Genomic DNA, 24,164 nt, shown 5'->3' with positions numbered 1-24,164 from the left:
GGCGAATTCACTCCTTGTTTCGTCTTCGACGGCGAATCACATCGCCGTCCCTTCCTGTCTACTCGTCCTTCGGCACGACGATGACGGGGACGTCGACGCCGGCCAGGATTCGGGCGGCCGTTGAGCCGAGGAAGATCCGCCGCGGCACGGCGAACCTACTCGATCCGACGACCAGCAGATCGCCATCGTCCCAGTTGAGCTTCTTCAGTGCCGACTCCACCGTCGTGCCGTCGGCCACCAGCGACTCGATCTCCGGTGCATCCGGGACGGCGCGCGCGGCCACCACGAGATTCGCCTCGGCGGCCGATACCTGGAGTTGGCGGAGCTCGCGCGCGCTCGAGGCCTCGGTCAGGTTCTCGGCCGACACGAGCGACAGCATCCTGATGCCCAGGCCGGCAGCGCTGGCCAGCGTGAGGGCGAAGGGCAGCGGGTTGTCGTCGCCCGCCTTCGTGGGGATGGCAGCGGTGACGGACGTGATCGCGTCGTCGGGATCGTCGGCGTACCCCCGCGGCGCCAGGGCCACCGGGATCGGTGAGGAGTGCAGCAGTGCCCCGGTCACCGGGCCGATGGTGTGGCCGCCGAAGAACCCGTCCCGCGCGCCACCGACCACGATCAGGTCCGAGGACTTCTGTTCGGCGAACCCGACGAGCGATTCCGCGAACGACTCACCGACCAGCACTGTCGAGTTCGCGCTGACCCCGTTGGCGGCCAGTGTGGACACCGCCATGGCGACCCACTCCTCGCCCTTGCGTACCAACAACCGCTGGTACTCGGCGCGGCCGGGGTGACCATCCGGAAATTCTTCGCGGACGACGAGGACGACGTCGACGGTGGCGCCGAAGGTCTTGGCGAGCGCGCTGGCCAGGGCCACGCCGTCGTCGCCCGTAGGAGTGGCCAGATAGCCGACCGTCAAATGCATTGTGGTACCCAATCTCTCGAGGGGACTAGAAGGTGTCCGGGACCTTCACCTCGGTCGAGGCGTTGAGCGTCTCGCCGCGGAAGAACCGCTTGGTGCCGAATGCGAAGCACGCCAGCATCAGCGGGATGCCGAGCACCAACATGCCGACGCCGAGCACGAAGACGCCGCCCAGCGGGCCGAACGCGGTGTAGCCGTAGTCGGGCGCCATCATGTCCCACGCGCTCTTGCCGAACGCCAGCGTCATGGCCACGGCACCCAGCAACGGGAAGATGCCGCGGAAGAACAGGTTTCGGGCCGACTGGAACAGCGTCTTGCGGAAGTACCACACGCAGGCATACGCGGTGATGCCGTAGTAGAACGCGACTGCCAGGCCCAGCGAGGCCACCGAGTCGGCGAGGGCGTTCTCCGAGACGAAGGTCAGCACCAGATAGAAGAACAGCGCGGCTAAGCCCATCACGATGGTGCCGAAGGCGGGCGTCATGTACTTCGGGTGCACGCTGGCGAACCGCTTCGGTATCGCCTCGTAGACGGCCATCGACAGCGTGCCGCGCGCGGTGGGCAGGATGGTGGTCTGCGTGGACGACAGCGCGGACACCGAAACCGTCAGCAGTAGAAGCGATGCGAGGATCGGTCCGGCGACGGGTTCCCCGAGGACGGTGAGCACGTCGTCGGTGTTGTTGGCGTTGTTCAGGCCGATGCCCACGTACCCGAAGCCTGCGAAGGACTGGACTGCGTACGCCACCAGCACGTAGGTGAATACCAGGATCAGCGTGGTAATGACGGCCGCGATGCCCGGCGTCTTGCCGGGATTCTTGGTCTCCTCACCGACGGCAAGGCAGGCGTCCCAACCCCAGTAGATGAAGATGCACAGGATGATCGCCGCAGCGATGGAGGACATGTCCAGCCCGCTCGGCCAGAGCCAGGAGAGCTGCGGCGTGATCGCCTGTGCCCCAGCGGTACCGGAGAACACCCGGATGAGGGCCCAGATGCTCGCGATGATCAACACGCCGAACTGGATGGCGATGAGCACGTTCTGGATGCGCTCGGAGAGCACGACGCCGCGAGCGCTGACGAGCGTCATCGAGATGATGAAGAACGATCCGAGCGCGACCTTGGCCCAGAGGTTCTCGGCGAGCTCGTCCTGACCGAGGAACTTGAACAGGTAGACCGCCGCGATCTCGGCGACGTTGGCCAGCACGATGATTGCCGACACGGCCAGTCCCCACCCGCCGATCCAGCCGATCCATGGGCCGAAAGCCTTTGTGCTCCAGGTGAACGTCGTGCCGCAGTCGGGCGTGTCCTGAGACAGTTCCTTGTAGGCGAACGCCACCAGGAGCATCGGGATGAACGCCAGCACGAACATCGCCGGGGCCTTCTCGCCCACGTTGAGCACGACGTAGCCCAAGGTCGCCGCCAGGCTGTACGCCGGCGCCACCGCGGCCAGCCCGATGACGACGTTGCCGACGAGGCCGAGCGCTCCGGCCTGCAGACCCTTGTCGGTCACGACCACGCCCGACGCCGATTCTTCCTTGACTGCCATGGGCAGGAATATACGGGCCTGTGAACTTCCTGGCCCTCTACTTCGAGATTCTCGTTCGGTTGCCAAATGCCGCAACGACGACGGAATCCTCCTCTTCTCGACGTTTTAGCAAAGGAATCCGTCGCGCTGGCTCAGGTGCTCCCGCGTCCTCACTAGGCTGGTTTCGTGACCACCGCGGAGCTGACGGACGAGTTCGAGCGGCTGCGACCGCACCTGTTGTCGGTCGCCTACCGGCTCACGGGCACGTTCGCCGACGCCGAGGACGCAGTTCAGGATGCGTGGCTGCGGTGGGACGCGCTCGGGACGGACCGCGAGGCGATCGTCGAGCCACGGGCTTGGCTGACGACGGTGGTCAGCCGCATCGGGCTCGACCGGTTGCGGTCTGCGGCTCACCGGCGGGAGGCCTACTTCGGCGAATGGCTGCCCGAGCCCGTCGTGACGCCACTCGATCGATCGGACCCACTCGCCTCAGTAGTCGCCGACGAGGACGCCCGCTTCGCCGCGATGGTGGTGCTCGAGCGGCTCACCCCCGATCAGCGGGTCGCCTTCGTGCTTCACGACGGTTTCGCCGTGCCGTTCGGCGAGATCGCCGACGTGCTCGGCATCAACGCACCGGCCGCCCGCCAACTCGCCTCCCGGGCAAGGCGGATGGTCGCCGACGCCGATGCACCCGCGCGCGATGCGTCACACGACGAGGTGGTCGGCAAGCTCATGGCGGCGATTGCGACCGGAGACTTGACCGCCGTGGTCGCCGTTCTGCATCCCGACATCACGTTCACCGGCGACTCGAACCGCAAGGCGCCCACCGCCGCCCGCGTCATCCACGGTGCCGACAAGGTGGCCCGGTTCATCCTCGGGCTGTCGGCCCGGTACGGACCGAAGCTGCTCGAGGTTGCGCAGTTGGCCCTCGTCAACGGCGAACTCGGGCTCTACAACGAGCGGGTGGACACCGACGGTGAATGGCCCGAGGTCCAGCCTCACATTCAGGCGCTGACCGTCCGGGATGGCAAGGTCGCTGCGATCTGGGACGTCGCCAACCCGGACAAGTTCACGGCGTCGCCGTTGGCTCAGTCGTCTGGTCAGCCCACGGAATCCGACACGCATCTCCGGAATTGAAGCCCTGCTCGGTGATGCCGAGCGCGGTGTTCATCCTGGCGCGCATGTTCTCGGTCCCGATCTGGTACGTCAGCTCCATGGTGCCTGCGTCACCGAAGCGACGACGTAGGTCCTCCACTTGCTCATCGGTGACGGTGTGCGGGTCGGTCGTCATCGCGTCGGCGTAGGCGATCGCGGCGCGCTCGTCGTCGGTGAAAAGCGGAGAAGTCGCATACTCATCGACGGACTTGAGCCTTTCGACATCGAGGCCGTCGAGCCGGATCAGCATGGCGCCGAAGTCGACACACCACGAGCAGCCGACGGTGCGGGCAGTCCAGTACACCGCGAGTTCGCGGACGTTGGCGGGTAGCTTATTCGATCCCCGCTCCAAGAGCGTTTCGTGAACCGCATTGGCGACGAGGAGTGGCATGTGGTGTGCGCCGACGGCGAAGGGTACGGGCACTTCGCCGAAACGACGCTTGGCGTAGCGGTACATCAGCCGCGCCAACAGGGGCGCCTTCTCGGGGGACAGCGGTTCGATGCGAGGCGTTTGCGTAGTCATATCCATCAGACGAGGCAGCCCTCCGATGTGTGACACCCCTCTTGCCCGCCTTCTCCGCGAGCGCGCGTGTCTGCGGGCGACACGCCGTTCGAGATCCGAACATTGCGCGCGCTCGCGGGTGGAAGTCGAGCTGCGACGATGGCGCAATGCGCTTCGGCTTCTACACACCGAACTTCGACTTCTGCGGTGACGCCCGGGTACTCGCGGACTTGGCGGCGCAGGCCGAGGCCGCCGGGTGGGACGGCTTCTTCATCTGGGACCACCTGCAGTTCATCGAGCCGGTGGCGGACCCGTGGGTGGCCCTGACGGCCATGGCGTTGCGTACGGAAGCCATTCGACTGGGCACGTTGGTGACACCGGTGCCGCGCCGCCATGTGGGAAAGCTCGCCCGCGAGCTCCTCACGCTGGACCAACTCTCGGGCGGCCGAATCACCCTCGGCGCGGGCGCCGGGTACCCGCACCTTCCGGACTACGTGTCCTTCGGCGACGTCGGCGATCAAGCCGACCGAGCGGCTCAATTCGACGAGGCCCTGGAGGTGCTGTCGGCGTTGCTCTCCGGCGAGCCGGTGAACCACCAAGGCGTCCACTATCGCGTTCAGTGCGAGGCCTTTGCGCCAGCGGTTCAACGGCCACGGGTCCCGTTGTGGGTGGCGGCAACCTGGCCAGCCAAGAAGCCGCTACGCCGCGCTGCACGATGGGACGGCGTAGTGGTCGCCGGCGAGTTCGGCCTCGAGGTAGCGCCCGACGACGTTCGGCGGGCGGTCGACTACATCGGTGAGATACGCGGCGGAACAGAAGGGTTCGACGTGTTGCGGTTCGGCCAGACGACGGGGTCCGACGACGTCGAGACCGTCGGTGCTGTAGCCGAGGCAGGGGCGACGTGGTGGATCGAGTACGTCGCGCCTGCGGGGAGCTCGCTCGACGAAGTACGGACGAGGCTGCAGGACGGTCCACCCCGGCCCGAGTAGATCTACCGCGTCGACGAGCGCGCGCAAACTCCGGCCGAACATCGGCGTGTCGCCCGCAGACACGCGCGCTCGCGGAAGGAGAGGGGAACAGGGGTGGTTAGCGGGCGAACATCAGCGCGCGCTTGACCTCTTGGATCGCCTTGGTCACCTGAATGCCGCGAGGGCACGCCTCGGTGCAGTTGAACGTCGTGCGGCAACGCCACACCCCGTCGACCTCGTTGAGGATGTCGAGCCGTTCCGCGGCCGCCTCGTCGCGGCTGTCGAAGATGAACCGGTGCGCGTTGACGATCGCGGCGGGCCCGAAGTACGACCCCTCGTTCCAGAACACCGGGCAACTCGTCGTACAGCACGCGCAGAGGATGCACTTGGTGGTGTCGTCGTAGCGGGCGCGGTCGGTCTGGCTCTGAATGCGTTCCTTGGTGGGCGGATTGCCGCTGGTGATCAGGAACGGCTTGACCGCGCGGAACGCATCGAAGAACGGCTCCATGTCGACCACGAGGTCCTTCTCGACGGGTAGCCCGCGGATCGGCTCGATGGTGATGGTCAACTGCTTACCCGGCTTCTTGGGCAGCAAGTCGCGCATCAGCACCTTGCAGGCCAGCCGGTTGACGCCGTTGATGCGCATGGCATCCGACCCGCACACCCCGTGCGCGCACGACCGCCGGAACGTCAGCGTGCCGTCGAGGTACCACTTGACGTAGTGCAGCAGGTTCAGCAGTCGGTCGCTGGGCAGGCACGGCACCTGGAAGCTCTGGAAGCCTGCATCGTCGGGCGCCTCGGGGTTGAACCTGGAGATCTTCATCGTGACCATCACCGCGCCGTCGGGCACGGGCGGCAGCGGTGGGTCGCCGGCTTCGGGCTTGTCGATGGTGGGTGCGCTCACGTCAGTACTTCCGTTCCATCGGTTCGTACCGGGTCTGGACGACGGGCTTGTAGTCCAGCCGGATGTCGCTGAGCAGATCCGTACCTTCCTTGAAGGCCATGGTGTGGCGCAGGTAATTCGTGTCGTCGCGGTTCGGGTAGTCCTCGCGGGCGTGGCCGCCGCGTGACTCCTTGCGGTTCAGCGCGCCGACCACGGTAACCTCGGCCAGCTCCAGGAGGAAGCCCAATTCGATGGCCTCCAGGAGGTCGCTGTTGTAGCGCGTCCCCTTGTCGTGCACCGTGATTCGTGCGTACCGCTCCTTGAGCGCGTGGATGTCGGTGAGCGCCTGCTTGAGCGTCTCCTCGGTGCGGAACACCGCGGCGTTGTTGTCCATCGACTGCTGCAGCGCACCGCGGATGTCGGCCACCCGCTCGTTGCCGTGCTCGGAGAGGATGTCGCCGACCCAGCCGACCACCATCTCGGCCGGATTCGGCGGCATGTCGACGAAGTCGTGCCCCAACGCGTAATTCGCCGCGGCGATTCCGGCCCGGCGGCCGAATACGTTGATGTCCAGCAGCGAGTTGGTGCCCAACCGGTTGGCGCCGTGCACCGAGACGCACGCGCATTCGCCCGCGGCGTACAGCCCCGGTACCGGAGTGGTGTTGTCGCGCAGCACCTGCCCGTTCACCGTCGTGGGGATACCGCCCATGACGTAATGGCACGTCGGGTAGACCGGGACGAGCTCGGTGACCGGGTCGACGCCCAGATAGGTGCGGGCGAACTCGGTGATGTCGGGCAGCTTGGCCTCGAGCACGTCCGCGCCGAGGTGGCGCACGTCGATGTAGACGTAGTCCTTGTTGGGTCCCGCGCCGCGGCCCTCCAGTACCTCGAGCACCATGGAGCGGGCGACGATGTCGCGGGGCGCCAGGTCGACGATCGTCGGCGCATAGCGTTCCATGAAGCGTTCACCGTCGGCGTTGAGCAGTCGGCCGCCCTCGCCGCGCACGGCCTCCGAGATGAGGATGCCGAGGCCTGCCAGGCCCGTCGGGTGGAACTGGTGGAACTCCATGTCCTCCAAGGGAAGCCCCTTGCGGAAGACGATGCCCAGCCCGTCGCCGGTAAGGGTGTGGGCGTTGGAGGTGGTCTTGTACATCCGGCCGGATCCGCCGGTGGCGAACACGACCGCCTTGGCGTGGAAGACGTGGATGTCGCCGGTGGCCAGCTCGTAGGCGATGACGCCGGTGGCCACCGGTCCGGCAGGCGTCTCCGTCATGGCGATGTCGAGCGCGTAGAACTCGTTGAAGAACTCGACGTCGTGTTTGACGCAGTTCTGGTACAGCGTCTGCAGGATCATGTGGCCGGTGCGGTCTGCGGCGTAGCAGGCCCGGCGCACGGGCGCCTTGCCGTGGTCGCGGGTGTGCCCGCCGAACCGGCGCTGGTCGATGCGGCCCTCGGGGGTGCGGTTGAACGGCATCCCCATCTTTTCCAGGTCGAGCACCGCGTCGATGGCTTCCCTGCACATGATCTCGACGGCGTCCTGGTCGGCGAGGTAGTCGCCGCCCTTGACGGTGTCGAAGGTGTGCCACTCCCAGTTGTCCTCTTCGACGTTGGCTAGCGCCGCACACATGCCGCCCTGCGCCGCGCCGGTGTGGCTGCGGGTGGGGTACAGCTTGGTCAGCACCGCGGTCCGTGCCCGTGGGCCGGCCTCGACGGCGGCGCGCATGCCCGCGCCGCCTGCGCCGACGATCACGACGTCGTAGCGATGTTCCTGAATCATTTACAAACTCCCGCTCACGAGATGTTCGCGTCGAAGGTGACCAGCACATAACTGCCCAACACCAACGTGAACCCGGTCGCCAGCAGCAGCAGCGAATTCAGATAGAACTTGGTGGTGTTCTTGCGGGCGTAGTCGCCGATGATCGTGCGCATGCCGTTGGCGCCGTGCAGCATCGCCAGCCACAGCAGGGCCATGTCCCAGATCTGCCAGAACGGCGAGGCCCAGCGCTGCGCGACGTAGTTGAAGTCGATGCGGTACACCCCGTCGCTCCACATCAGCATGATGAACAGGTGGCCGAGCGCCAGAAATACCAGCGCTACGCCGGAGAACCGCATGAACAGCCAGGCGTACTTCTCGAAGTACGGGATGCCCCGCGGCCGCCGCGGTGCGCGGGGATGGTCCAGACTGGCCGGGCGGTCGTGCTCTTTCTCCAGCACCGGGGCGATGCGGTCCTCACGGTGGTGGGGCGTCCACGGCGCGCTCACAGGAACTGCTCCGCCATGTGCATTCCGATGACGCCGAGGGCCGCGATGAACACCGTGATCCAGATGCCGAGCACGATCCACAGCATCAGCCGCTGGTACTTGGGCCCGTGCTCCCAGAAGTCGATCAGGATGATGCGGATGCCGTTGAGCGCGTGATAGAGCACCGCGACGACGAGGCCCATCTCCATGAGGCCGACGATCGGGGTCTTGTAGGTGTCGATGACCTCGTTGTAGGCCTGTGGGCTCACCCGGACCAGGGCGGTATCGAGCACGTGCACGAACAGGAAGAAGAAGATCGTCGCACCCGTGATGCGGTGCAGGACCCACGACCACATGCCTGGGTCGCCGCGGTATAGCGAGCGGCGCCGCCGCGGGGACGATCTCGGGGCGGCTATGTCGGAACCACCGGTTGTCGCCGTGCTCAACTCGACCTCCAACGCCATCGATGGACGCTCGGGTTCGGCCGGTTGCCCGAACCTCGGGGCGACTCTAAACCCCGTTGTACTGCTAAACGAACTACCGTTACCCGACATTGCGCGAAATGCGCCGAAATGAGGGTTACCTACCTCACGTGCGAGGTTGCGGAACGAGGAGCTTCGGAATGCATTCAGAATCGATCCGGCGAGGTTGACATGACGTCAGAGATCGACTGGAAACTACTGCGGGACAAGGCAATCCAGGTATCGAGCTGGGCTTACGCGCCATATTCGGGATTTCCGGTCGGGGCGGCGGCACTGGTCGACGACGGGCGGGTCGTCGTGGGGTGCAATGTGGAGAATGTCTCATATGGCCTAGGTCTCTGTGCCGAGGTCTCCGTGGCCTGCGCCCTAGTTTCCAGCGGTGGTGGCCGCCTGGTCGCACTGACGTGCGTGGACGGCTCGGGCGCGCTGTTGATGCCTTGCGGACGGTGCCGTCAGGTGCTGCTGGAACATGGTGGGCCGGGGATGTTGATCGACCATCCTGCGGGTCCGCGGCCACTTGGCGAGCTCCTGCCGGACGCGTTCGGGCCGGAGGACCTCCACCGGCGGGAAACCCCGTGACCCAGTTCACGTTCGACGCTCCGACCGTCATCCGGACCAAGCGCGACGGCGGCGTGCTGACCGACGAGGCCATCGACTGGGTGATCGACGGCTACACCCACGGTCGGGTTCACGACGAACAGATGTCGGCGCTGTTGATGGCGATCTTCCTGCGCGGGATGACGTCCGCCGAGATCGCCAGGTGGACGCACGCCATGGTCGCGTCGGGGGAGCGGTTCGACTTCGGTGACCTGCGGCGTGACGGCAAGCCGCTGCGCCTGGTGGACAAGCACTCGACCGGTGGGGTCGGCGACAAGATCACCATCCCGCTGGTGCCCGTCGTGATGGCGTGCGGTGCCGCGGTGCCGCAGGCCGCGGGGCGCGGGCTTGGTCACACCGGGGGCACGCTGGACAAGCTGGAGTCCATCGCGGGCTTCACCGCCGAACTGTCCAAAGCGCAGATCCGGCAACAACTTCAAGACATCGGTGCGGCCGTCTTCGCGGCCGGCGACTTGGCGCCCGCCGACCGCAAGATCTACGCGCTGCGCGACGTCACCGGCACCACGGAGTCGTTGCCGTTGATCGCCAGCTCGGTGATGAGCAAGAAGCTCGCCGAGGGCGCCGACGCACTGGTGCTCGACACCAAGGTGGGCAAGGGGGCGTTCCTCAAGACCGAGGAGGAGTCCTACGCACTTGCCCGGACCATGGTGGCGCTCGGCGAAGCCAACGGCGTGCGTACGACGGCCCTGCTGACCGATATGAACGCACCGCTGGGGCGGGCCGTGGGCAATGCCGTTGAGGTGGTCGAGTCGCTCGACGTGTTGGCGGGTGGCGGCCCCGAGGACGTCGTGGAGCTGACCTTGGCGCTGGCGCGCGAGATGCTCGCCGCCGTGAACGTGTGCGGCATCGACCCGGCCGACACCCTGGCCGACGGCTCGGCCATGGACTGCTTCCGCGCGCTCGTCGCCGCCCAGGGCGGCGACCTGTCGCAACCGCTACCGATCGGTGCGCAAACCGAGACCGTGATCGCGCCTCGCGGTGGCACCATGGGCGACATAGATGCGATGGCGGTGGGACTGGCAGTGTGGCGGCTCGGTGCCGGCCGCGCGGCAGCTGGTCATCAGGTTCAGTTCGGCGCCGGGGTGCGCATCCATCGGCGGCCCGGCGAGCCCGTCGCCGCTGGCGAGCCGTTGTTCACGCTGTACACCGACACCCCCGAGCGGTTCAGCGCCGCGTTGGCCGAGCTGGACGGCGGCTGGAACGTCGGCGACTCCGTGCCCCAGGAGCGTCCCCTCATCATCGACCGGATCACGGCCCAAGGAGAGTAGATAGATGACGACTCCGCTGACGCTGGACATGATCCGGCATGCGCCCAAGGCGCTGCTGCACGATCATCTCGACGGCGGGCTGAGACCCGCGACAGTAGTGGAGTTGGCCGATCAGTTCGGCTACGACGAGCTGCCCACCAACGACGTCGACGAGTTGGCGACGTTCTTCCGCAAGGCCGCGCACAGCGGGTCACTGGTGCGCTATCTGGAGCCGTTCGCACACACCGTCGGCGTGATGCAGACTCCGGAGGCACTTCATCGCGTGGCCTTCGAATGCGTCGAGGACCTGGCCGCCGACTCCGTCGTCTACGCCGAGGTGCGATTCGCGCCCGAACTGCACATCGACCGTGGGTTGTCACTGGATGCGGTCGTCGACGCGGTGCTGGCCGGGTTCGCCGAGGGGGAGAAGGCGGCGGCCGCGGAGGGCAAGACGATCACAGTGCGGTGCCTGGTCACCGCGATGCGCCACGCGGCCCGGTCCCGCGAGATCGCCGAGCTCGCGATTCGGTTCCGCGACAAGGGTGTCGTCGGTTTCGACATCGCCGGGGCGGAAGCCGGCTACCCGCCGAGCCGTCATCTCGATGCGTTCGAGTACATGCGAACCAACAACGCCCGCTTCACGATTCACGCAGGCGAGGCGTTCGGGCTGCCGTCGATCCACGAGGCCATCGCCTTCTGCGGTGCCGACCGGCTTGGCCACGGCGTGCGCATCGTCGACGACATCGAGCGCATGCCCGACGGATCGGTCAAGCTCGGCCGGCTCGCGTCGCTGTTGCGCGACAAGCGGGTTCCGTTCGAGCTGTGTCCGAGCAGCAACGTGCAGACCGGCGCCGCACCGAGCATCGAGGGCCATCCGTTCGATCTGTTGGCCCGGTTACGATTCCGCGTCACCGTCAATACCGACAATCGGCTCATGAGCGACACCACGATGAGTCAGGAGATGCTGCGCCTGGTCGAGGCGTTCGACTACGGCTGGAGCGATCTGCTGCGGTTCACCATCAACGCGATGAAGTCGGCGTTCATCCCGTTCGACGAACGGCTGTCGCTCATCGACGACGTCATCAAGCCGCGCTACGCGGTGCTGATCGGCTGACGGCCGCAAGACGTGCGACCGCTAGGTGGCGAGCACCTCGCGCACGCGGTCCGCGAACTCGCCTGGGGCGCCAATGAACCCGACGTGCTCACCGGGGAAGTCGACGGACGACGAGCCGAGTTGCTCGCACAGCGCGGTCGAGGTCCGACAGGTCAAGAGCTGCCGCGAGTCGGCGCCGATGCCGACGACGACTCTGGTCGACGAGGCCTTCAGCGCTGAGACGTCGGGGCGGTACGCGATGGTGTCCCGCATCTCGTGATCGAAGAACCGCGTCATGTCGGAGAGCTGCTTGGCCTGTTCGTCGGGGGTGGGCTCGGGTCCCACTGGTGCACCGCTGTCGCGTGCGTTCATGTCGAAGCCCGCGTTGGCCATGAACTTCATCCACGCCGCCTCGGGCCCGTCGCGGTGGAACGTCTCGACCATGTCCTCGGCGGCCGCCCGCTGCTGCGCGGCGTCGGCGAGCAGCACGGTCACCGGCGGTTCGTGCGCGATGAGCGTCCCCACCCGGCCGGGATGGCGGGTGACGAGCGCCAGCCCGGTCACCGCGCCGCCGCTGGACCCGAAGACGTCGGCGGTGTCGGTGCCGACCGCGTCGAAGATGGCGGCGACGTCGTCGGCGCGGAGTTCGGGCGTCGAGTCCTGGTCCGGATCGTCGATGGTGCTGCCCGCCAGACCACGCGGGTCGTACGTGACGACGGTGTGGTCGACGGCGAGCGCGTGCGCCAACGGTGCGAAGTCGGAGGCGGCCATCGGCGAGCCGATGAGGAAGAGCAGGGGTCCGTCGCCGCGGACTTCGTAGCGCAGGCGCGCACCCGGGACGTCGAGCGTGCGAGAGATGAGGCCGTCAGTGATGGTCATGTATGGGTAGACCGGAGCCGCTGAGGAAAGTCATCACGCGCGTAGCCTAACCGGATGATCACCGGTGCTCACGTGATTCTGTACAGCCGCGATGCCGACGCGGACAGGATCTTCCTCCGTGACGTGCTGGGCTACCCGCACGTCGACGCCGGTGGCGGCTGGCTGATCTTCAAGCTGCCGCCAGCCGAGGTAGCAGTGCATCCCGCCGAATCCACGGAATCGCATGAGCTGTACCTCATGTGCGATGACGTGAACGCGACCATCGAGCAGCTGGCGAACAAGGGCGTCGACTGTGGCCCCGTCAGTGATCAGGGCTGGGGACTGCTCACCAGTATCCAGCTTCCAGGCGGCGGTCAGCTGGGCCTCTACGAGCCGCGGCACCCGAAGGCGACGGAGTTGTAGCGGTCAATCACTCCTGGCGCGCAGGCCCAATTATTCCTGGCGGAAGCGTGACTCGACGAACGCCTCCAGCTGGTCCCACTGCTCGACGGCCTTGGCGTATGGCGCCGGCGGCTTGCCCACCTTGTCAGGCGAGAGCACATGCCCGACGAACCTGCCGAGCGGCTGGTCCACGTCCAGCGCCTCCTCGACCGAGGTGTCCTCGGCGTATTCGCTGACGTCCCTGAGCAACTCGACGGCCAGCTCCAGTTGGCCGGGGTCGACGGCGTCCGGGCCGTCGCCGAGATCGTCGGAGATTCCGCTCAGCACGTACACGTTGTCGTCGATGACCTTGATCTGCAGCGAGCCGTCGGTGGCGGCGGTGCGGATGTCCTCGTAGGTGCTGAACCCCGACAGGTCGCTCTCGTGTTCGTCGGCGAGGTACCGCGCCAGGGAACGCTCGGAGGTGAAGACGCTGATGCGGCCGTTGCGACCGAGGAAGCGCGGCTCGTCGTTGAAGTAGCAGCGCAGCGTGTAATACGTGCCGGCGCTGGTCATGATGCGGATCGGGTCGATGCCGACGTGCACCCAGAAGTCCTCGTCGCTGCCGAGCACCTGCTCCTCCGCCGCGGCGGCCAGCGCCGTGGACTCCTCGTCGGTGTCGACGACATCGTCGATCACCACGTCGTCGGCGGCCGCCTCGGCCTCGTCCTCTTCGGGTTCCGACGCCGGCTCGGCCAGTTCGGCCTCGGCCGTCTCGGACGCCTTCGCATCGACGTCGGGCACGGTGACGATCTCGTCGATGGAGTCGATCACGCCGTCCCAGCCGCGTCCGATGACGGCCTCGATCTCGGACCAACGCTTGCGCCCCGTCCGGCCGGCGAACGCATCGATGCCGCCGCCGAGTGAGCCAAGCACGGGATTGCCGTTGAAGAACTTCGAGACGGCGACCAAGTCGCACACCGACCCGATGGCCTGGACGACGGCCAGCGCCTGCAGCAGCGTCTCGACCGTCTCCTCTGTCGGCTTCTCGACGACCAACTCGGGGACGCCGACCAGATCGTGCTGGCGTTCCTCCGATGGGTCGAGCGTGTGAGCGTTCGCGCTGGTCAGCGCCTCCCACGCGGGGTGGTCGGTGAGGTCGTTGTCCGTGCTCGTCCGCACGAACGCCACCAGGTCGGCCACCGACTCGAAGGCGTAGAGGTCCTCGTCCTTGCCGAGGAATCCTTGCCATTCGTCCTCGGAGTCCCGCCATAGCGGTGCCCACAATGTGTAGAGATCACCCTTGGTCAGCCCGAGGCGTACCGGCACGATGTCTGCAGCCATGCGGCACAGCCTAACGATGCATGCTGCGGTCTCCTCGGCGGCCGCAGCATTGTCACCGAGTCAGTCATCCTTGTCGCGCGGCGGCGGCCGGTTCGCGACCACGGGGAACTGCCCCGTGAAGCCCTCGCGCTCCCTGGCCACTTCCAGCACGCGTCCGCGCACGACGAACCAGCCGACGATCAAGGCCGGAATGATGAGCACCAGCGACGCCACGGTCCACGTGCCGATCGGGGGATCCAGGGCCATCAGTACGACCACCCCCGCCAGGAATGCCAGCGTGAGGTAACCGGTGTAAGGGGTGCCCCACATCCGGAACGATGGCCGCTGGAGGATGCCCTTCTCCGACCACCGGTAGAGCTGGATCTGGCAGATGACGATGGTGCCCCACGAGGCGATGATGCCGAGCGCGGCCATGTTCAGCACGATCTCGAACGCCATCGCGGGTACGACGCCATTGAGCAGCACGCCGAACAGTCCGATGGCGGCGGTGAGGCAGATGCCGCCGTACGGCACTCCGCGACTGGACATCACTCCGGTGAACTTCGGCGCACTGCCGTTCATCGCCATCGACCGCAGGATCCGGCCCGTCGAATAGAGCCCCGCGTTCAGGCTCGAGAAGGCAGCCGTCAGTACGACGATGTTCATGATGGTGCCCGCACCCTCGATGCCGATCTTCGAGAAGAACGTCACGAACGGGCTCTCGCCGGACTTGTACATGGTGTACGGGAGCAGCAGCCCGAGCAGGAAGACGGAACCCACGTAGAAGAGCGCGATGCGGGCGATGACGGAGTTGATCGCGCGCGGCATGATCTTCTCCGGGTTGGCGGTCTCGCCGGCTGCGGTGCCGACGAGTTCGACTGCGGCATAGGCGAACACCACGCCAGAGGTCACGATGACGAGCGGGAAGAGGCCCGTCGGCAAGAGTCCGCCATTGTCGACGATCACGCTGAAGCCGGTCGACGCTCCCTGGATCGTGTAGCGGCCCGCGAGGAAGATCGTGCCCGCGACGAGGAATGTCACCAGCGCGACGACCTTGATCAGCGCTGCCCAGAACTCGAGTTCGCCGAACACCTTGACGGAGATCAGGTTCATGCCGAGCACCAGCGCCAACGCGATCAACGCGATGAGCCACTGCGGTATGGCATCGAACTGCTTCCAGAAGTGGAAGTACGTGGCGATCGCCGTCGAGTCGACGATCGCGGTCATCGCCCAGTTGAGGAAGTACATCCAGCCGGCGACGTACGCCGCCTTCTCGCCGAGGAACTCGCGCGCGTAGGAGACGAACGAGCCCGACGACGGCCGGTGCAGCACGAGTTCGCCGAGCGCACGCAGGATCAGGAACACGAAGACACCGCAGAACGCGTAGACCAGGAAGAGGCCGGGTCCGGCGCTGTGCAGCCGGCCGCCTGCGCCGAGGAACAACCCGGTGCCGATGGCGCCGCCGATGGCGATCATCTGGAGCTGTCTCGGTTTGAGGCCCTTGTGGTAGCCCTCGTCCTCGCTCGTCAGCGCGGAGTTGTCGTATTCCGTCTTCGTGGGCTCGGTGGTCATTTGTTCGCACCGTTCGACGGTTCGGGTTTCTGTGGTTTCTGAACCACCGGTGGCGGTTTGGTCGGGTCGTTGATGTCCCTGAACGTCAAGGCGAATCCGGACACCATGAGCACCGCGGCGATCGCATAACCGATGATCGACCACCACCCGACGTGCAGATACGCGGTGACCGCGACGATCGCCATCGCCAGGAACACCATGGACATCCCGATGAGTGGAATCTTGGCGAAAAGGTCTATACGTGCCATCGCTGCCACCTTGCACTGTCAAGGAGCCGCGGCCGGCTCCGAACCGAACATGAGGATTTGCGCCATCGAGTAGACACCCACGTGCTCAGCTGAGGCACAGAAATGGCAGCGATTCACAGGGAAGCGATACTTCGGCGTGGCCGGACTTCAAGATCACGGCAGTGAAACCGCGCGTCGGTCCCGCTACCTCGACGACTGCGGGCCTCGGCGGGCTCGCGTCGGACATGCTCTAGATGGAACTCTCGCCATCGAACGGGCTAGCCGCGGCCCCGCGGCGAGCGTGTGTGCGGATGCCCCCGGCCGGTTCTGGAGCACCGACCCCGGAACAAGCCAGCGGGATGCGCTGAAGTCGCTTGAATCAGCGCTTCTTGCCGTGAAACTGCGTTTCGATGCCCGAGGTGGTGTCCGACTTCGCGCGCTTGTCGGCGCGTTTCTCCTTGAGCGACTTTCCGGACTTCTTGCTCGCGCTTTGTCGAGGTGACTTGTCTGCCATTGCCTGCCCTTGCATATTGGGGGCCTGGCTGGTCCCGATGGTGGCGACTCTACTCGGCTGAGTCCGTGGTGTGAGGCGCCATCCGAAGCAACGGCGCCGTGCGCCCTGGCACGAAATTCGGAGCAGGTTGATTCTCAACGATTTTCGACGTGTGAGGTATCGCCGTCCCCGGTCTGACCTGGGGTGTAGAGTCGAGATGTTGGGAGGCTGACCAGCCCGTAACGAATCAGCTGTCGTCGCTGAGCTCCGTGAGCAACCGCTTGAGCCGGGCACTTCCGCCACCACCGGACGTCGGGATCACCTTTGACAACTTTATCGCTCGTTAGATCGTTCGCCAACCACGTTGTAGGCCAACGAGATTCCGCACCGCCGAGATTCGGTGCGCTCACTTTCGTGGTCGCGCCATGAGCCTGCTGACGCTCGGCGTCATCCATCGGACGAGCAAGGAGAACGAGCGCCGGCTACCGATCCACCCCGACCACCTCGACCGCATCGATGCCGACCTCCGCGCAAAGATCTACCTAGAGCACGGGTACGGCGAAGACTTCGGCGTGGCCGATGTGCGGATGTGTGGGCTGGTGGCCGGAATGCGCACCCGCGAGGAGTTGATCGCCGAGTGCGACGTCATTCTGTTGCTCAAGCCGGACTCCAAGGATCTCGCCGAATTGCGCCACGGACAGGTGCTATGGGGCTGGCCACACTGCGTTCAGGACCGAGCGCTGACCGAGGAGGCCATCCAGCGCAAGCAGAGCCTGATCGCCTTCGAGGCGATGAACCTGTGGCGTTCCGACGGCTCGTTCAAACTCCATGTGTTCCACAAGAACAACGAGATGGCCGGCTACTGCTCGGTACTGCACGCACTCGAACTCGTCGGGTCGACGGGCATGTACGGACGCAGGCTGCGTGCCGCGGTCATCGGGTTCGGCGCCACGGCGCGCGGAGCCGTGACGGCACTGAGTGCCCACGGCATCCACGACGTGGACATCCTCACCAATCGCGAAGTGACCGAGGTGGCCTCACCGATCCACTCGGCCCAGATCATGAACTTCGAGCACGTCGACGCCGGCGACGGGTCGTCGACCAGCTTCGTGAACACCTCAGACGGACAACTGCCACTCGCCGGGTACCTGGCCGAGCACGACGTCGTCGTCAACTGCGTCCTGCAGGATCCCAACGCGCCGTTGACGTTCCTCAACCACGACGACCTCATCGAATTCCGCGCGGGCAGCCTCATCATCGACGTATCATGTGACGAGGCAATGGGTTTCAGCTGGGCTCGCCCGACGTCGTTCGACGACCCCACGTTCACCGTCGGCTCCAACATCACGTACTACGCGGTCGACCACAGCCCGTCCTACCTATGGAACTCTGCGACCTGGGAGATCAGCGAAGCGCTTCTCCCGTATCTGCGTACCGTGCTCGAAGGGCGCGATGCGTGGGAGACCGACCAGACGGTGCGCCGCGCGGTCGAGATCCTCGACGGGCGAGTGCGCAACCCAGACATCCTGACGTTTCAACAGCGGCAACCGAATTAGGGGTACTGTCGAGGTATCGAGCAGCTGCGTTTGCGGATGAACATGCTTGACTATCAAGGGAAATCCCATGGCAACGCCAACTCTGCTCCGTACCACCCCCTACGAGCGCCGTGTCGAGCTCGTCGCGGACACGATCAAGGCTCACTCCAAGCTTGGGGACAAGGCGGCAGGCGAGCTTGCCGTCCACGTGCTGCACACCATCAACTCCATCCCCGAGATCGTGCGGTAGGCGATCATGACGGTTACCGTGACGCTGCCCGACGGCGGAACTGACGAGTACATGCGGTTCGGCGACACGTATGTCGAGCACGGCGACGGCACGCTCGACGTGATCCGGATCGGCGCCAAGGAGTCGTTCGGCTATCGGACCGGTGAATGGGCCCAAGTGAAGGGCGACCAGCCGAAGGGCATCAAGCGCCGCTTCTGGTCGAAGGGTTAGCCGCAGCCCTGAAAACCCTGGCCCGCGTTGGTGGTTCGGATCGGCGACAGTTTGACCGGGTCGCCCGCTTCGGCCGGGTGTTGATTTCGGTACAGATGGGGGTGGCTGCTGTGCTGGGAATCAATGGTTATTTGCTGTGCGGCGGTGCAGAGTCTGATATACCCGTGACTGTGGGTCGGGGATAGGCCACACGCGGGAGGACTCGTGTCGTTCGATTCTGGAGTACCTGCTTGCCTTCGCACCGGTGAACCTCCGCGGTCGCTCGCGCTGGGAGCGCTCGTCGCCATTGCACTCGCCACCGCGCTGGGCACGCCGTCGATTGCTACGGCCCCCTCGGCGTTCGCCGACACGAGCGCCACAGTCGAAGTCGAAACCCAGCGCATGTCCGACGCCGGCCTGACTGCGCGCCAGGACGGAATCTACGAACCCGGCGACGAGCTGACATTGGTCTGTTCGAAGCGAGGGCCGGGCATGGCGGGCATCTTCTTCGGCTCCACTGTCGCGGGCCGGGGAAACGATCTCTGGTATCAAACGTCGGACGGCCACTTCGTGTCCGACGACGACATCGAAACCGGCACCCTCAAAGTCGCTGCCCCCGAATGCAGCACGCCGCCCCCGAGCGCGGCTAGCGAGGCAGTGCTCGTCAGTACTGGGGGCCGCACGACGGGCCAGACTCAGGGAGTAAATCCAGGAGCGCCTGGTCAGTGCACCTGGGGTGCTGCGCAGAAGTGGTTCGAGGCCAGCGGATCGTATCCGGCCCTGCGTGGTGATGCGACGTCATGGGGTGACTCGGCGGCCGCTGCGGGCTGGACCGTCGTCGACGACCCCGAGGATCGTTCGATCGTCGTGTTCCAGCCCGGCGTCGCCGGTGCGAGCAGCATCGGCCACGTCGCGTGGGTCGATTCGGTCTCCCAACGTCCCGATGGCCGATGGATCCACGTGACCGAGATGAACAACGCGTACCTCGGTGGCGTGGGCATCTTCAATGGTCGCGACATCAAGGACGTCCCAGGAATGTCGTACATCCTGTTGCCCTGAATGTCGAACGCCGCCGCGCTCACGCCGTTGGCCGCCAGAAGCCCTGAAAACCCTGCCCCGCGTTCGTGGTTCGGATCGGCGACAGCTTGACGGGATCACCGGCCTCGATCATCGTGCCGTTGCCGACGATCATCGCGACGTGCCCGTCCCACACGGCGAGGTCACCGGGGCGTAGTGAACCCCGATCCACCGCGGCGCCGGTGTCCTGTTCCTGCGCGAGCCGCGGAAGGTCCAGTCCCGCTTCGTGGTACGCCCACTGGGTCAGGCCGCTGCAGTCGAGCCCGACACCGGGCGTGGTGCCACCCCAGTCGTACGGAACGCCGAGCTGTGTCAGTGCGTTTCGCACTGCGTCCGCCGCGACGGCGTTCGGAGCGGTCGCCGTCGAGCCGTCGGGCAGTGCGATCGCGACTCCGCTGCCGAACATCGCCGGATCCCCCAGCGGCCTCGCCGATTCAACCGTGCCTAGCCCGGACCCGAAGTCGGACGTGCCCGCAGCCGAGGGTGCACCGAATCCCGACCCCAGCCCGCCACCTAGCCCCGAACCCATCGGCGATCCGACCGGGCTACCTAGGCCGCTGGCACCTGACGCGGGCCACGTCACCGGGGAGGGCGGCTCTGCCACCGCGACCGCGTGCCCGTCGAGTTCGGCCCGCAGTTCGTCGACCACCGCGATGGCTTCGTCCAGCGCTCGGCGGGCCTCCGCCACCAGCGCATCCTCGGCGCCAGGCGCATCGAGGTCGACGGTGGCCGCATACGCCTCGAAGTCGTCGAGGATCGTCTGGAGCCGGGCCCGCGCCCTGGCCACCGCCTCGGCCGCCGTGGACACCACGGCACCGAGGTGTTCCGCCCGCACTGCGAGTGACTCGATCGCTGCCACCGTCGTCGTGCTGAACTCACGGGCCTCGTCGGCGGCCGGGCCGGTCCACCGGGAACTCGCGTCACGCCAGGATCCGGAGGCGGCCTCGGACACCACGGCGAGGCGCTCGCGCACGTCGGCCAGCGCGGTCGCGGGATCGCTCCCCGTGGACCAGCCGACCCCCACGCTGGCTGCGACCTCCCTGATGGGCGCCGTCAGCGCCGTCACCAACCCGGCGGGCACCTCACACCCCGAGCTCGGACATCGCGTGGCCCGCGCCGCGCTCGGTGGCGACGTAGGCCTCGGCCGTGACGCGAGCGGTGCCTGCCGCCGCAGCGACCCGTTCGCCGAGCGTCCTGACCACGCGCACCTCCCGGGCCACGGCCTCGGACAACGCCTCGAGGAATCGCGCACCCACCGGGCCGAGCGCGTCAGGTGCGAGCGCAGCGCCAACTCCGACGAGGTGACCGGTGATCGCCTCGAGGTCGGCGGCGTGACGGGCCTGGGCGGCGCCGAAGGCGTGGATGGCGGCGGTATCGGCGAGCATGCGGTTAGGACGGCCGCCGGCCCGCTTCGGTTCCACTAAGTTTCTGCGCATGGACGTTCGCGTTGTCGATCACCCCCTTGCCGCGGCGCGGCTGACCACCCTTCGCGACGAGCGGACCGACAACGCCGGCTTCCGCGCCGCGTTGCGCGACCTCACCCTGATGCTGGTGTACGAGGCCACCCGCGACGTCGCGTCCGTACCGGTTCCCGTTCGGACCCCGCTCGCCGAAACGACCGGCGCCCGACTGGCCACCCCTCCGCTGCTGGTGCCGGTACTGCGGGCGGGACTCGGCATGGTCGACCAGGCGCACGCGCTGATCCCCGAGGCACAAGTCGGGTTCGTCGGCATCGCCCGCGACGAGGAGACCGCCCTGCCCACACAGTATTTGGAGTCACTGCCCGACGACCTCAGCACTCAGCCCGTCATGGTGCTCGACCCGATGCTCGCCACCGGCGGGTCGATGGCGCACACCATCGGCCTGCTACTGAACCGGGGCGCCGTCGACATCACCGCCCTGTGCGTGGTCTGCGCGCCGGAGGGCATCGCCGCGGTCGAACGGGTGGCGCCGAACCTACGGCTGTTCACCGCCGCCGTCGACGACGGACTCAACGACGTCGCCTACATCGTGCCGGGACTCGGCGACGCGGGGGACCGGCAGTTCGGCCCGCGTTAGCGGCTAGAAACAGACTTCGAAAAAACTGTGGGAATCGTGTCGGCTGGTCGCTCCTAGTCGTTGAACGCGGCACACAAGGGCCGCGACCAACCACAGGAGCCCGACATGACCACTACCACCAACACCACCACCTGGCGCCGACTCACCGCGACCGTTCTCGGCGCCGGAGCCATCGCGATCGGCGGAATGGCGCTGCTCGCACCCGCGGCATACGCCCAGCCCGTCAACGGCGCGGAGTCCGCAGCGCACAAGGAGTGCAGAGAGGCCGGCGGCGACTACTCGAGCGAGTCGGACGCCGGCGGCAACACCTTCGAGAAGTGCTGCTACGAGGGCCTCATCTCCGGAGTCATCCACTGCGACGTGTGGGTCAACGGAGAGTGGAACGGCGATCTGTCGTCCCACGAGGAGCCCACCAACCCCCCGCCGAAGGCCAGTGGCCCGCCGAAGGTCGGTGGTACGCCCGAACTGTCGCCGGACGGGCAGAGCTCGCCGAAGAACCCACCGAAGAACACCATCCCGGGACAGACGCAGGTGGTGAAGAAGTAGAACACCTCGAATCGGCCGCGATCACCCAGTGGTCGCGGCCGATTCGCTTGTTTCCGTTGCCAATTCGATCAGCAGGCGTTCCGCCCTTGCCCTAGCTTCGGCCAGGTCCTCAGTCGGCGCGCAGCGAACCTCGAAGTAGGACTTCACCTTCGGCTCGGTGCCCGACGGTCTGACGACCACCCGGACGGACGTCTCGTCGTCGCCCCCGGTCAGGATCACCGCATCGGTACGGGGTTGCCCGCGGCGAGTCAAGAGGTCGTCGACGGTGACGTCGAACCCGGCCAATCGGGCCGGCGGTGACGCCCGCAGCCGGTCCATCACCGCGGCGTCGGCGGGCGTCGACGCCGCCGCCGTCACGTGCACCCCGTGCCTGCGGGCGAGTTCGTCCAGCGCGTCGGAGACCGTGCGCCCGTCGCGCCTCAACGCGGCCACCAGATCACATGCCAGTACCGCCGCGCTGATGCCGTCCTTGTCGCGCACCGCCGACGGATCGACGCAGTGCCCGATGGCCTCCTCGTAGGCGTACACCAGCGTCTGGCCCGGGCGGCCTGCATCGGCCCGCGCGAGCCACTTGAACCCGGTCAGCGTCTCGACGTGTTGGGCGCCGTGACTGGCCGCGATGGCGGCCAACATCCGCGACGAAACGACGGTGCTGGCCACCAGAGCGCTCTCGGCCACGTCCCGATCGAGCTGCGACAGGATGTAATCGCCAAGCAGCCAACCGGTTTCGTCACCGGTGAGCATGCGCCAGCCGTCCTCGGTCGGAACGCCCATCGCGCACCGGTCCGCATCGGGATCCAACGCGATCGCGACGTCGACGTCGGAGTACGCGGCCAGCGACAGCAGCAGGTCCGTCGCGCCGGGCTCCTCCGGGTTGGGGAAGTCGACGGTGGGGAAGTCAGGGTCGGGGGCGAACTGCTCCTCGACCACGTGGACGTCGGTGATGCCGGCTTCGCGCAGGGCCTGCACGGCGACCTCGCCGCCGACTCCGTGCATCGGCGTCAACGCCACCCGCACGTCCTCCGTGGTCAGACGCACCGACGCGGCACGGCCGATGTACTGCTCAACGAGCTCGACGCCGGTTGGCGACACCCGCACGCGGTCGATCGTGGCGGGGGCGGCGCCCATCGCCGACTCGATGTCGCGGTCGGTCGGCGGGACGATCTGCAGACCGCCGTCGAAGTACACCTTGTACCCGTTGTCGCCGGGCGGGTTGTGCGACGCGGTGATCTGCACACCGGCCGCCGCGCGCGTATGACGCACCGCGAACGCGACGACGGGCGTCGGGACCGGATCGGGGAGCAGGACAACCGAGAAGCCCTCGGCGGCAAACACTTCGGCGGCGGCCATCGCGAAGTCATCGGACTGGTGACGGGCGTCGCGCCCGACGACGACGGTCGAGCCGCCCAGGCACTTGTCCCGCAGCACCTTCGCGACCGCCCACGTCGCCCTCGTCACGGTGTCGACGTTCATGCCACCTGGCCCGTCGCGCATCGGTCCGCGCAGGCCTGCGGTGCCGAACGTCAGGGGAGTATCCGTCATGTGCTCATTGTGCGGGCTGGGTCGTCCGCTCTTCTCGCAGGCGCTCATCGGCCAGTTTGCGGAGCACCGGTGCGACGAGCATCAGCAGGTCGAACTCGAGGTCGGTGAGATGTTCGCGCATCGCCGCGTCGAGCCACTGGTCGCGTTCGGCGCGGTCGGCCTCGAGCAGTGCACTGCCCTCGGCCGTGATCTCGATGAGCTGGCGACGTCGGTCGTCGGCGTCGGGTCTGCGCGCGATCAGTCCCCGCGCCTCGAGGTGGTTGATGCCGTCGGTCAGGGACTGCACGCGCACGTACATACGTGCGGCGAGCTCGGCCGGGGTGGTCACGCCGGCGCGACTGACCTCGCCGAGCACTTGCTGCTGACTGAGGGTGAGTCCGTTGTCGCTGCGGTGTCGGCGAAGCTGGCGGGTCACGGCCATGATCGACTCCCGCAGTTCGGTGGCATTCGCGGTGGTTGAACGCATTACCAAGTTATACCTTGGTA

The 24,164-nt window shown here is 66.8% G+C and carries 27 protein-coding genes and 1 pseudogene; 12 read left to right on the top strand and 16 right to left on the bottom strand.

The window, feature by feature from the left end:
* Positions 1–58 precede the first annotated feature (58 nt).
* Both SLQ33_RS24155 and SLQ33_RS24150 read right to left on the bottom strand, forming a co-directional pair.
* On the bottom strand, positions 59–919 hold the full coding sequence (locus tag SLQ33_RS24155) for a universal stress protein (protein ID WP_319456414.1): 861 nt from the start codon (positions 917–919) through the stop codon (positions 59–61).
* A gap of 25 nt (positions 920–944) precedes the next feature.
* Complete coding sequence (locus tag SLQ33_RS24150) at positions 945–2,459, bottom strand: APC family permease (protein ID WP_319456413.1); 1,515 nt, start codon at positions 2,457–2,459, stop codon at positions 945–947.
* 165 nt (positions 2,460–2,624) lie between these two features.
* On the opposite strand from SLQ33_RS24150, the gene SLQ33_RS24145 reads away from it, so the two are divergent.
* The gene (locus SLQ33_RS24145) at positions 2,625–3,575 is read left to right on the top strand and encodes a sigma-70 family RNA polymerase sigma factor (RefSeq protein WP_319456412.1); all 951 of its coding nucleotides are present in this window, start codon (positions 2,625–2,627) and stop codon (positions 3,573–3,575) included.
* Here SLQ33_RS24145 and SLQ33_RS24140 read toward each other — a convergent pair.
* Complete coding sequence (locus SLQ33_RS24140; protein ID WP_319456411.1) at positions 3,508–4,116, bottom strand: carboxymuconolactone decarboxylase family protein; 609 nt, start codon at positions 4,114–4,116, stop codon at positions 3,508–3,510. The genes SLQ33_RS24145 and SLQ33_RS24140 overlap by 68 nt on opposite strands.
* 146 nt (positions 4,117–4,262) lie before the next feature.
* On the opposite strand from SLQ33_RS24140, the gene SLQ33_RS24135 reads away from it, so the two are divergent.
* Positions 4,263–5,084: an LLM class flavin-dependent oxidoreductase gene (locus SLQ33_RS24135; protein WP_319456410.1), complete on the top strand. Its 822-nt coding sequence runs from the start codon at positions 4,263–4,265 to the stop codon at positions 5,082–5,084.
* 97 nt (positions 5,085–5,181) lie between these two features.
* Here the strand turns inward: SLQ33_RS24135 and SLQ33_RS24130 are convergent, their stop codons facing one another.
* The 4 genes from SLQ33_RS24130 to sdhC are packed head-to-tail and all read right to left on the bottom strand — an operon-like array spanning position 5,182 to position 8,633.
* The gene (locus tag SLQ33_RS24130; RefSeq protein WP_319456409.1) at positions 5,182–5,967 is read right to left on the bottom strand and encodes a succinate dehydrogenase iron-sulfur subunit; all 786 of its coding nucleotides are present in this window, start codon (positions 5,965–5,967) and stop codon (positions 5,182–5,184) included.
* A gap of 1 nt (position 5,968) precedes the next feature.
* Complete coding sequence (gene sdhA, locus SLQ33_RS24125; RefSeq protein ID WP_319456408.1) at positions 5,969–7,723, bottom strand: succinate dehydrogenase flavoprotein subunit; 1,755 nt, start codon at positions 7,721–7,723, stop codon at positions 5,969–5,971.
* Between the two features lie 14 nt (positions 7,724–7,737).
* Positions 7,738–8,208, bottom strand: coding sequence for a succinate dehydrogenase hydrophobic membrane anchor subunit (locus SLQ33_RS24120; protein ID WP_319456407.1), 471 nt, complete (start codon positions 8,206–8,208; stop codon positions 7,738–7,740).
* Positions 8,205–8,633, bottom strand: coding sequence for a succinate dehydrogenase, cytochrome b556 subunit (gene sdhC, locus SLQ33_RS24115; protein WP_319456576.1), 429 nt, complete (start codon positions 8,631–8,633; stop codon positions 8,205–8,207). Before sdhC ends, SLQ33_RS24120 begins: the two co-directional genes overlap by 4 nt.
* 207 nt (positions 8,634–8,840) lie before the next feature.
* Between sdhC and SLQ33_RS24110 the strand changes: the two genes are divergently transcribed.
* From SLQ33_RS24110 to SLQ33_RS24100, 3 genes are read left to right on the top strand one after another with little or no spacing between them, the layout of a single operon-like run.
* Entirely contained in the window at positions 8,841–9,248 is a 408-nt protein-coding gene (locus tag SLQ33_RS24110; protein WP_319456406.1) for a cytidine deaminase, read from the top strand.
* Positions 9,245–10,555: a thymidine phosphorylase gene (locus SLQ33_RS24105; protein ID WP_319456405.1), complete on the top strand. Its 1,311-nt coding sequence runs from the start codon at positions 9,245–9,247 to the stop codon at positions 10,553–10,555. The genes SLQ33_RS24110 and SLQ33_RS24105 overlap by 4 nt, the downstream gene beginning before the upstream one ends.
* A 4-nt stretch (positions 10,556–10,559) precedes the next feature.
* Positions 10,560–11,648, top strand: a complete 1,089-nt coding sequence (locus tag SLQ33_RS24100; protein WP_319456404.1) for an adenosine deaminase — start codon at positions 10,560–10,562, stop codon at positions 11,646–11,648.
* 21 nt (positions 11,649–11,669) lie between these two features.
* Here SLQ33_RS24100 and SLQ33_RS24095 read toward each other — a convergent pair whose 3' ends face one another.
* Positions 11,670–12,506: an alpha/beta hydrolase gene (locus tag SLQ33_RS24095; RefSeq protein WP_319456403.1), complete on the bottom strand. Its 837-nt coding sequence runs from the start codon at positions 12,504–12,506 to the stop codon at positions 11,670–11,672.
* Between the two features lie 54 nt (positions 12,507–12,560).
* On the opposite strand from SLQ33_RS24095, the gene SLQ33_RS24090 reads away from it, so the two are divergent.
* Positions 12,561–12,908 (top strand): extradiol dioxygenase, encoded by a 348-nt coding sequence (locus SLQ33_RS24090; protein ID WP_319456402.1) that lies wholly within the window; start codon positions 12,561–12,563, stop codon positions 12,906–12,908.
* A gap of 30 nt (positions 12,909–12,938) precedes the next feature.
* Here SLQ33_RS24090 and SLQ33_RS24085 read toward each other — a convergent pair whose 3' ends face one another.
* The 4 genes and pseudogenes from SLQ33_RS24085 to SLQ33_RS24070 form a co-directional block, all read right to left on the bottom strand.
* The gene (locus SLQ33_RS24085; protein WP_319456401.1) at positions 12,939–14,210 is read right to left on the bottom strand and encodes a primosomal protein; all 1,272 of its coding nucleotides are present in this window, start codon (positions 14,208–14,210) and stop codon (positions 12,939–12,941) included.
* Between the two features lie 60 nt (positions 14,211–14,270).
* Positions 14,271–15,761 carry an amino acid permease gene (locus SLQ33_RS24080; RefSeq protein ID WP_319456400.1) on the bottom strand — a complete coding sequence of 497 codons (1,491 nt, stop codon included), beginning with the start codon at positions 15,759–15,761 and terminating at the stop codon, positions 14,271–14,273.
* A 68-nt stretch (positions 15,762–15,829) separates the two neighbouring features.
* Positions 15,830–16,009, bottom strand: a pseudogene (locus SLQ33_RS24075) (hypothetical protein); the annotation flags it as partial.
* 358 nt (positions 16,010–16,367) lie between these two features.
* Complete coding sequence (locus SLQ33_RS24070; RefSeq protein WP_319456398.1) at positions 16,368–16,502, bottom strand: hypothetical protein; 135 nt, start codon at positions 16,500–16,502, stop codon at positions 16,368–16,370.
* Positions 16,503–16,906: 404 nt separating this feature from the next.
* Here SLQ33_RS24070 and SLQ33_RS24065 point away from each other — a divergent pair, with 404 nt between their 5' ends.
* The 4 genes from SLQ33_RS24065 (at position 16,907) to SLQ33_RS24050 (ending at position 19,514) form a co-directional block, all read left to right on the top strand.
* Positions 16,907–18,037, top strand: coding sequence for a N(5)-(carboxyethyl)ornithine synthase (locus SLQ33_RS24065; protein WP_319456397.1), 1,131 nt, complete (start codon positions 16,907–16,909; stop codon positions 18,035–18,037).
* A 67-nt stretch (positions 18,038–18,104) separates the two neighbouring features.
* Entirely contained in the window at positions 18,105–18,266 is a 162-nt protein-coding gene (locus SLQ33_RS24060; RefSeq protein WP_319456396.1) for a DUF6307 family protein, read from the top strand.
* A 6-nt stretch (positions 18,267–18,272) separates the two neighbouring features.
* Positions 18,273–18,476 carry a hypothetical protein gene (locus SLQ33_RS24055; protein ID WP_319456395.1) on the top strand — a complete coding sequence of 68 codons (204 nt, stop codon included), beginning with the start codon at positions 18,273–18,275 and terminating at the stop codon, positions 18,474–18,476.
* A gap of 204 nt (positions 18,477–18,680) precedes the next feature.
* Complete coding sequence (locus tag SLQ33_RS24050; RefSeq protein WP_319456394.1) at positions 18,681–19,514, top strand: CHAP domain-containing protein; 834 nt, start codon at positions 18,681–18,683, stop codon at positions 19,512–19,514.
* A gap of 19 nt (positions 19,515–19,533) precedes the next feature.
* On the opposite strand, the gene SLQ33_RS24045 is transcribed toward SLQ33_RS24050, so the two are convergent.
* Together SLQ33_RS24045 and SLQ33_RS24040 are read right to left on the bottom strand one after the other, a co-directional pair.
* A complete protein-coding gene (locus SLQ33_RS24045; protein ID WP_319456393.1) occupies positions 19,534–20,613 on the bottom strand; it encodes a C40 family peptidase in 1,080 nt (359 codons plus the stop codon).
* 1 nt (position 20,614) lies between these two features.
* Positions 20,615–20,917 (bottom strand): hypothetical protein, encoded by a 303-nt coding sequence (locus tag SLQ33_RS24040; RefSeq protein WP_319456392.1) that lies wholly within the window; start codon positions 20,915–20,917, stop codon positions 20,615–20,617.
* 49 nt (positions 20,918–20,966) lie between these two features.
* Here SLQ33_RS24040 and upp point away from each other — a divergent pair, with 49 nt between their 5' ends.
* Positions 20,967–21,590: a uracil phosphoribosyltransferase gene (upp, locus tag SLQ33_RS24035; protein WP_319456391.1), complete on the top strand. Its 624-nt coding sequence runs from the start codon at positions 20,967–20,969 to the stop codon at positions 21,588–21,590.
* A gap of 105 nt (positions 21,591–21,695) precedes the next feature.
* Positions 21,696–22,136: a hypothetical protein gene (locus SLQ33_RS24030; RefSeq protein ID WP_319456390.1), complete on the top strand. Its 441-nt coding sequence runs from the start codon at positions 21,696–21,698 to the stop codon at positions 22,134–22,136.
* A gap of 21 nt (positions 22,137–22,157) precedes the next feature.
* On the opposite strand, the gene SLQ33_RS24025 is transcribed toward SLQ33_RS24030, so the two are convergent.
* Together SLQ33_RS24025 and SLQ33_RS24020 are read right to left on the bottom strand one after the other, a co-directional pair.
* Positions 22,158–23,678: a phospho-sugar mutase gene (locus tag SLQ33_RS24025; protein ID WP_319456389.1), complete on the bottom strand. Its 1,521-nt coding sequence runs from the start codon at positions 23,676–23,678 to the stop codon at positions 22,158–22,160.
* Between the two features lie 4 nt (positions 23,679–23,682).
* Positions 23,683–24,144 carry a MarR family winged helix-turn-helix transcriptional regulator gene (locus SLQ33_RS24020; RefSeq protein ID WP_319456388.1) on the bottom strand — a complete coding sequence of 154 codons (462 nt, stop codon included), beginning with the start codon at positions 24,142–24,144 and terminating at the stop codon, positions 23,683–23,685.
* Positions 24,145–24,164 lie beyond the last annotated feature (20 nt).

Origin of the sequence: Mycobacterium sp. RTGN6, assembly GCF_033804605.1 — a bacterium.
GTDB lineage: Bacteria > Actinomycetota > Actinomycetes > Mycobacteriales > Mycobacteriaceae > Mycobacterium.
This window is presented reverse-complemented; position numbering and strand designations above follow the sequence as displayed.

Coding starts and splice junctions, on each gene's coding strand:
- SLQ33_RS24095 (WP_319456403.1), bottom strand. CDS start 12,506: ATGACCATCACTGACGGCCTCATCTCTCGCACGCTCGACGTCCCGGGT.
- SLQ33_RS24110 (WP_319456406.1), top strand. CDS start 8,841: ATGACGTCAGAGATCGACTGGAAACTACTGCGGGACAAGGCAATCCAG.
- SLQ33_RS24070 (WP_319456398.1), bottom strand. CDS start 16,502: ATGGCAGACAAGTCACCTCGACAAAGCGCGAGCAAGAAGTCCGGAAAG.
- SLQ33_RS24090 (WP_319456402.1), top strand. CDS start 12,561: ATGATCACCGGTGCTCACGTGATTCTGTACAGCCGCGATGCCGACGCG.
- SLQ33_RS24020 (WP_319456388.1), bottom strand. CDS start 24,144: ATGCGTTCAACCACCGCGAATGCCACCGAACTGCGGGAGTCGATCATG.
- SLQ33_RS24025 (WP_319456389.1), bottom strand. CDS start 23,678: ATGACGGATACTCCCCTGACGTTCGGCACCGCAGGCCTGCGCGGACCG.
- SLQ33_RS24060 (WP_319456396.1), top strand. CDS start 18,105: ATGGCAACGCCAACTCTGCTCCGTACCACCCCCTACGAGCGCCGTGTC.
- upp (WP_319456391.1), top strand. CDS start 20,967: ATGGACGTTCGCGTTGTCGATCACCCCCTTGCCGCGGCGCGGCTGACC.
- SLQ33_RS24040 (WP_319456392.1), bottom strand. CDS start 20,917: ATGCTCGCCGATACCGCCGCCATCCACGCCTTCGGCGCCGCCCAGGCC.
- SLQ33_RS24080 (WP_319456400.1), bottom strand. CDS start 15,761: ATGACCACCGAGCCCACGAAGACGGAATACGACAACTCCGCGCTGACG.
- SLQ33_RS24155 (WP_319456414.1), bottom strand. CDS start 919: ATGCATTTGACGGTCGGCTATCTGGCCACTCCTACGGGCGACGACGGC.
- SLQ33_RS24100 (WP_319456404.1), top strand. CDS start 10,560: ATGACGACTCCGCTGACGCTGGACATGATCCGGCATGCGCCCAAGGCG.
- SLQ33_RS24150 (WP_319456413.1), bottom strand. CDS start 2,459: ATGGCAGTCAAGGAAGAATCGGCGTCGGGCGTGGTCGTGACCGACAAG.
- sdhA (WP_319456408.1), bottom strand. CDS start 7,723: ATGATTCAGGAACATCGCTACGACGTCGTGATCGTCGGCGCAGGCGGC.
- SLQ33_RS24135 (WP_319456410.1), top strand. CDS start 4,263: ATGCGCTTCGGCTTCTACACACCGAACTTCGACTTCTGCGGTGACGCC.
- SLQ33_RS24085 (WP_319456401.1), bottom strand. CDS start 14,210: ATGGCTGCAGACATCGTGCCGGTACGCCTCGGGCTGACCAAGGGTGAT.
- SLQ33_RS24030 (WP_319456390.1), top strand. CDS start 21,696: ATGACCACTACCACCAACACCACCACCTGGCGCCGACTCACCGCGACC.
- SLQ33_RS24055 (WP_319456395.1), top strand. CDS start 18,273: ATGACGGTTACCGTGACGCTGCCCGACGGCGGAACTGACGAGTACATG.
- SLQ33_RS24065 (WP_319456397.1), top strand. CDS start 16,907: ATGAGCCTGCTGACGCTCGGCGTCATCCATCGGACGAGCAAGGAGAAC.
- SLQ33_RS24140 (WP_319456411.1), bottom strand. CDS start 4,116: ATGACTACGCAAACGCCTCGCATCGAACCGCTGTCCCCCGAGAAGGCG.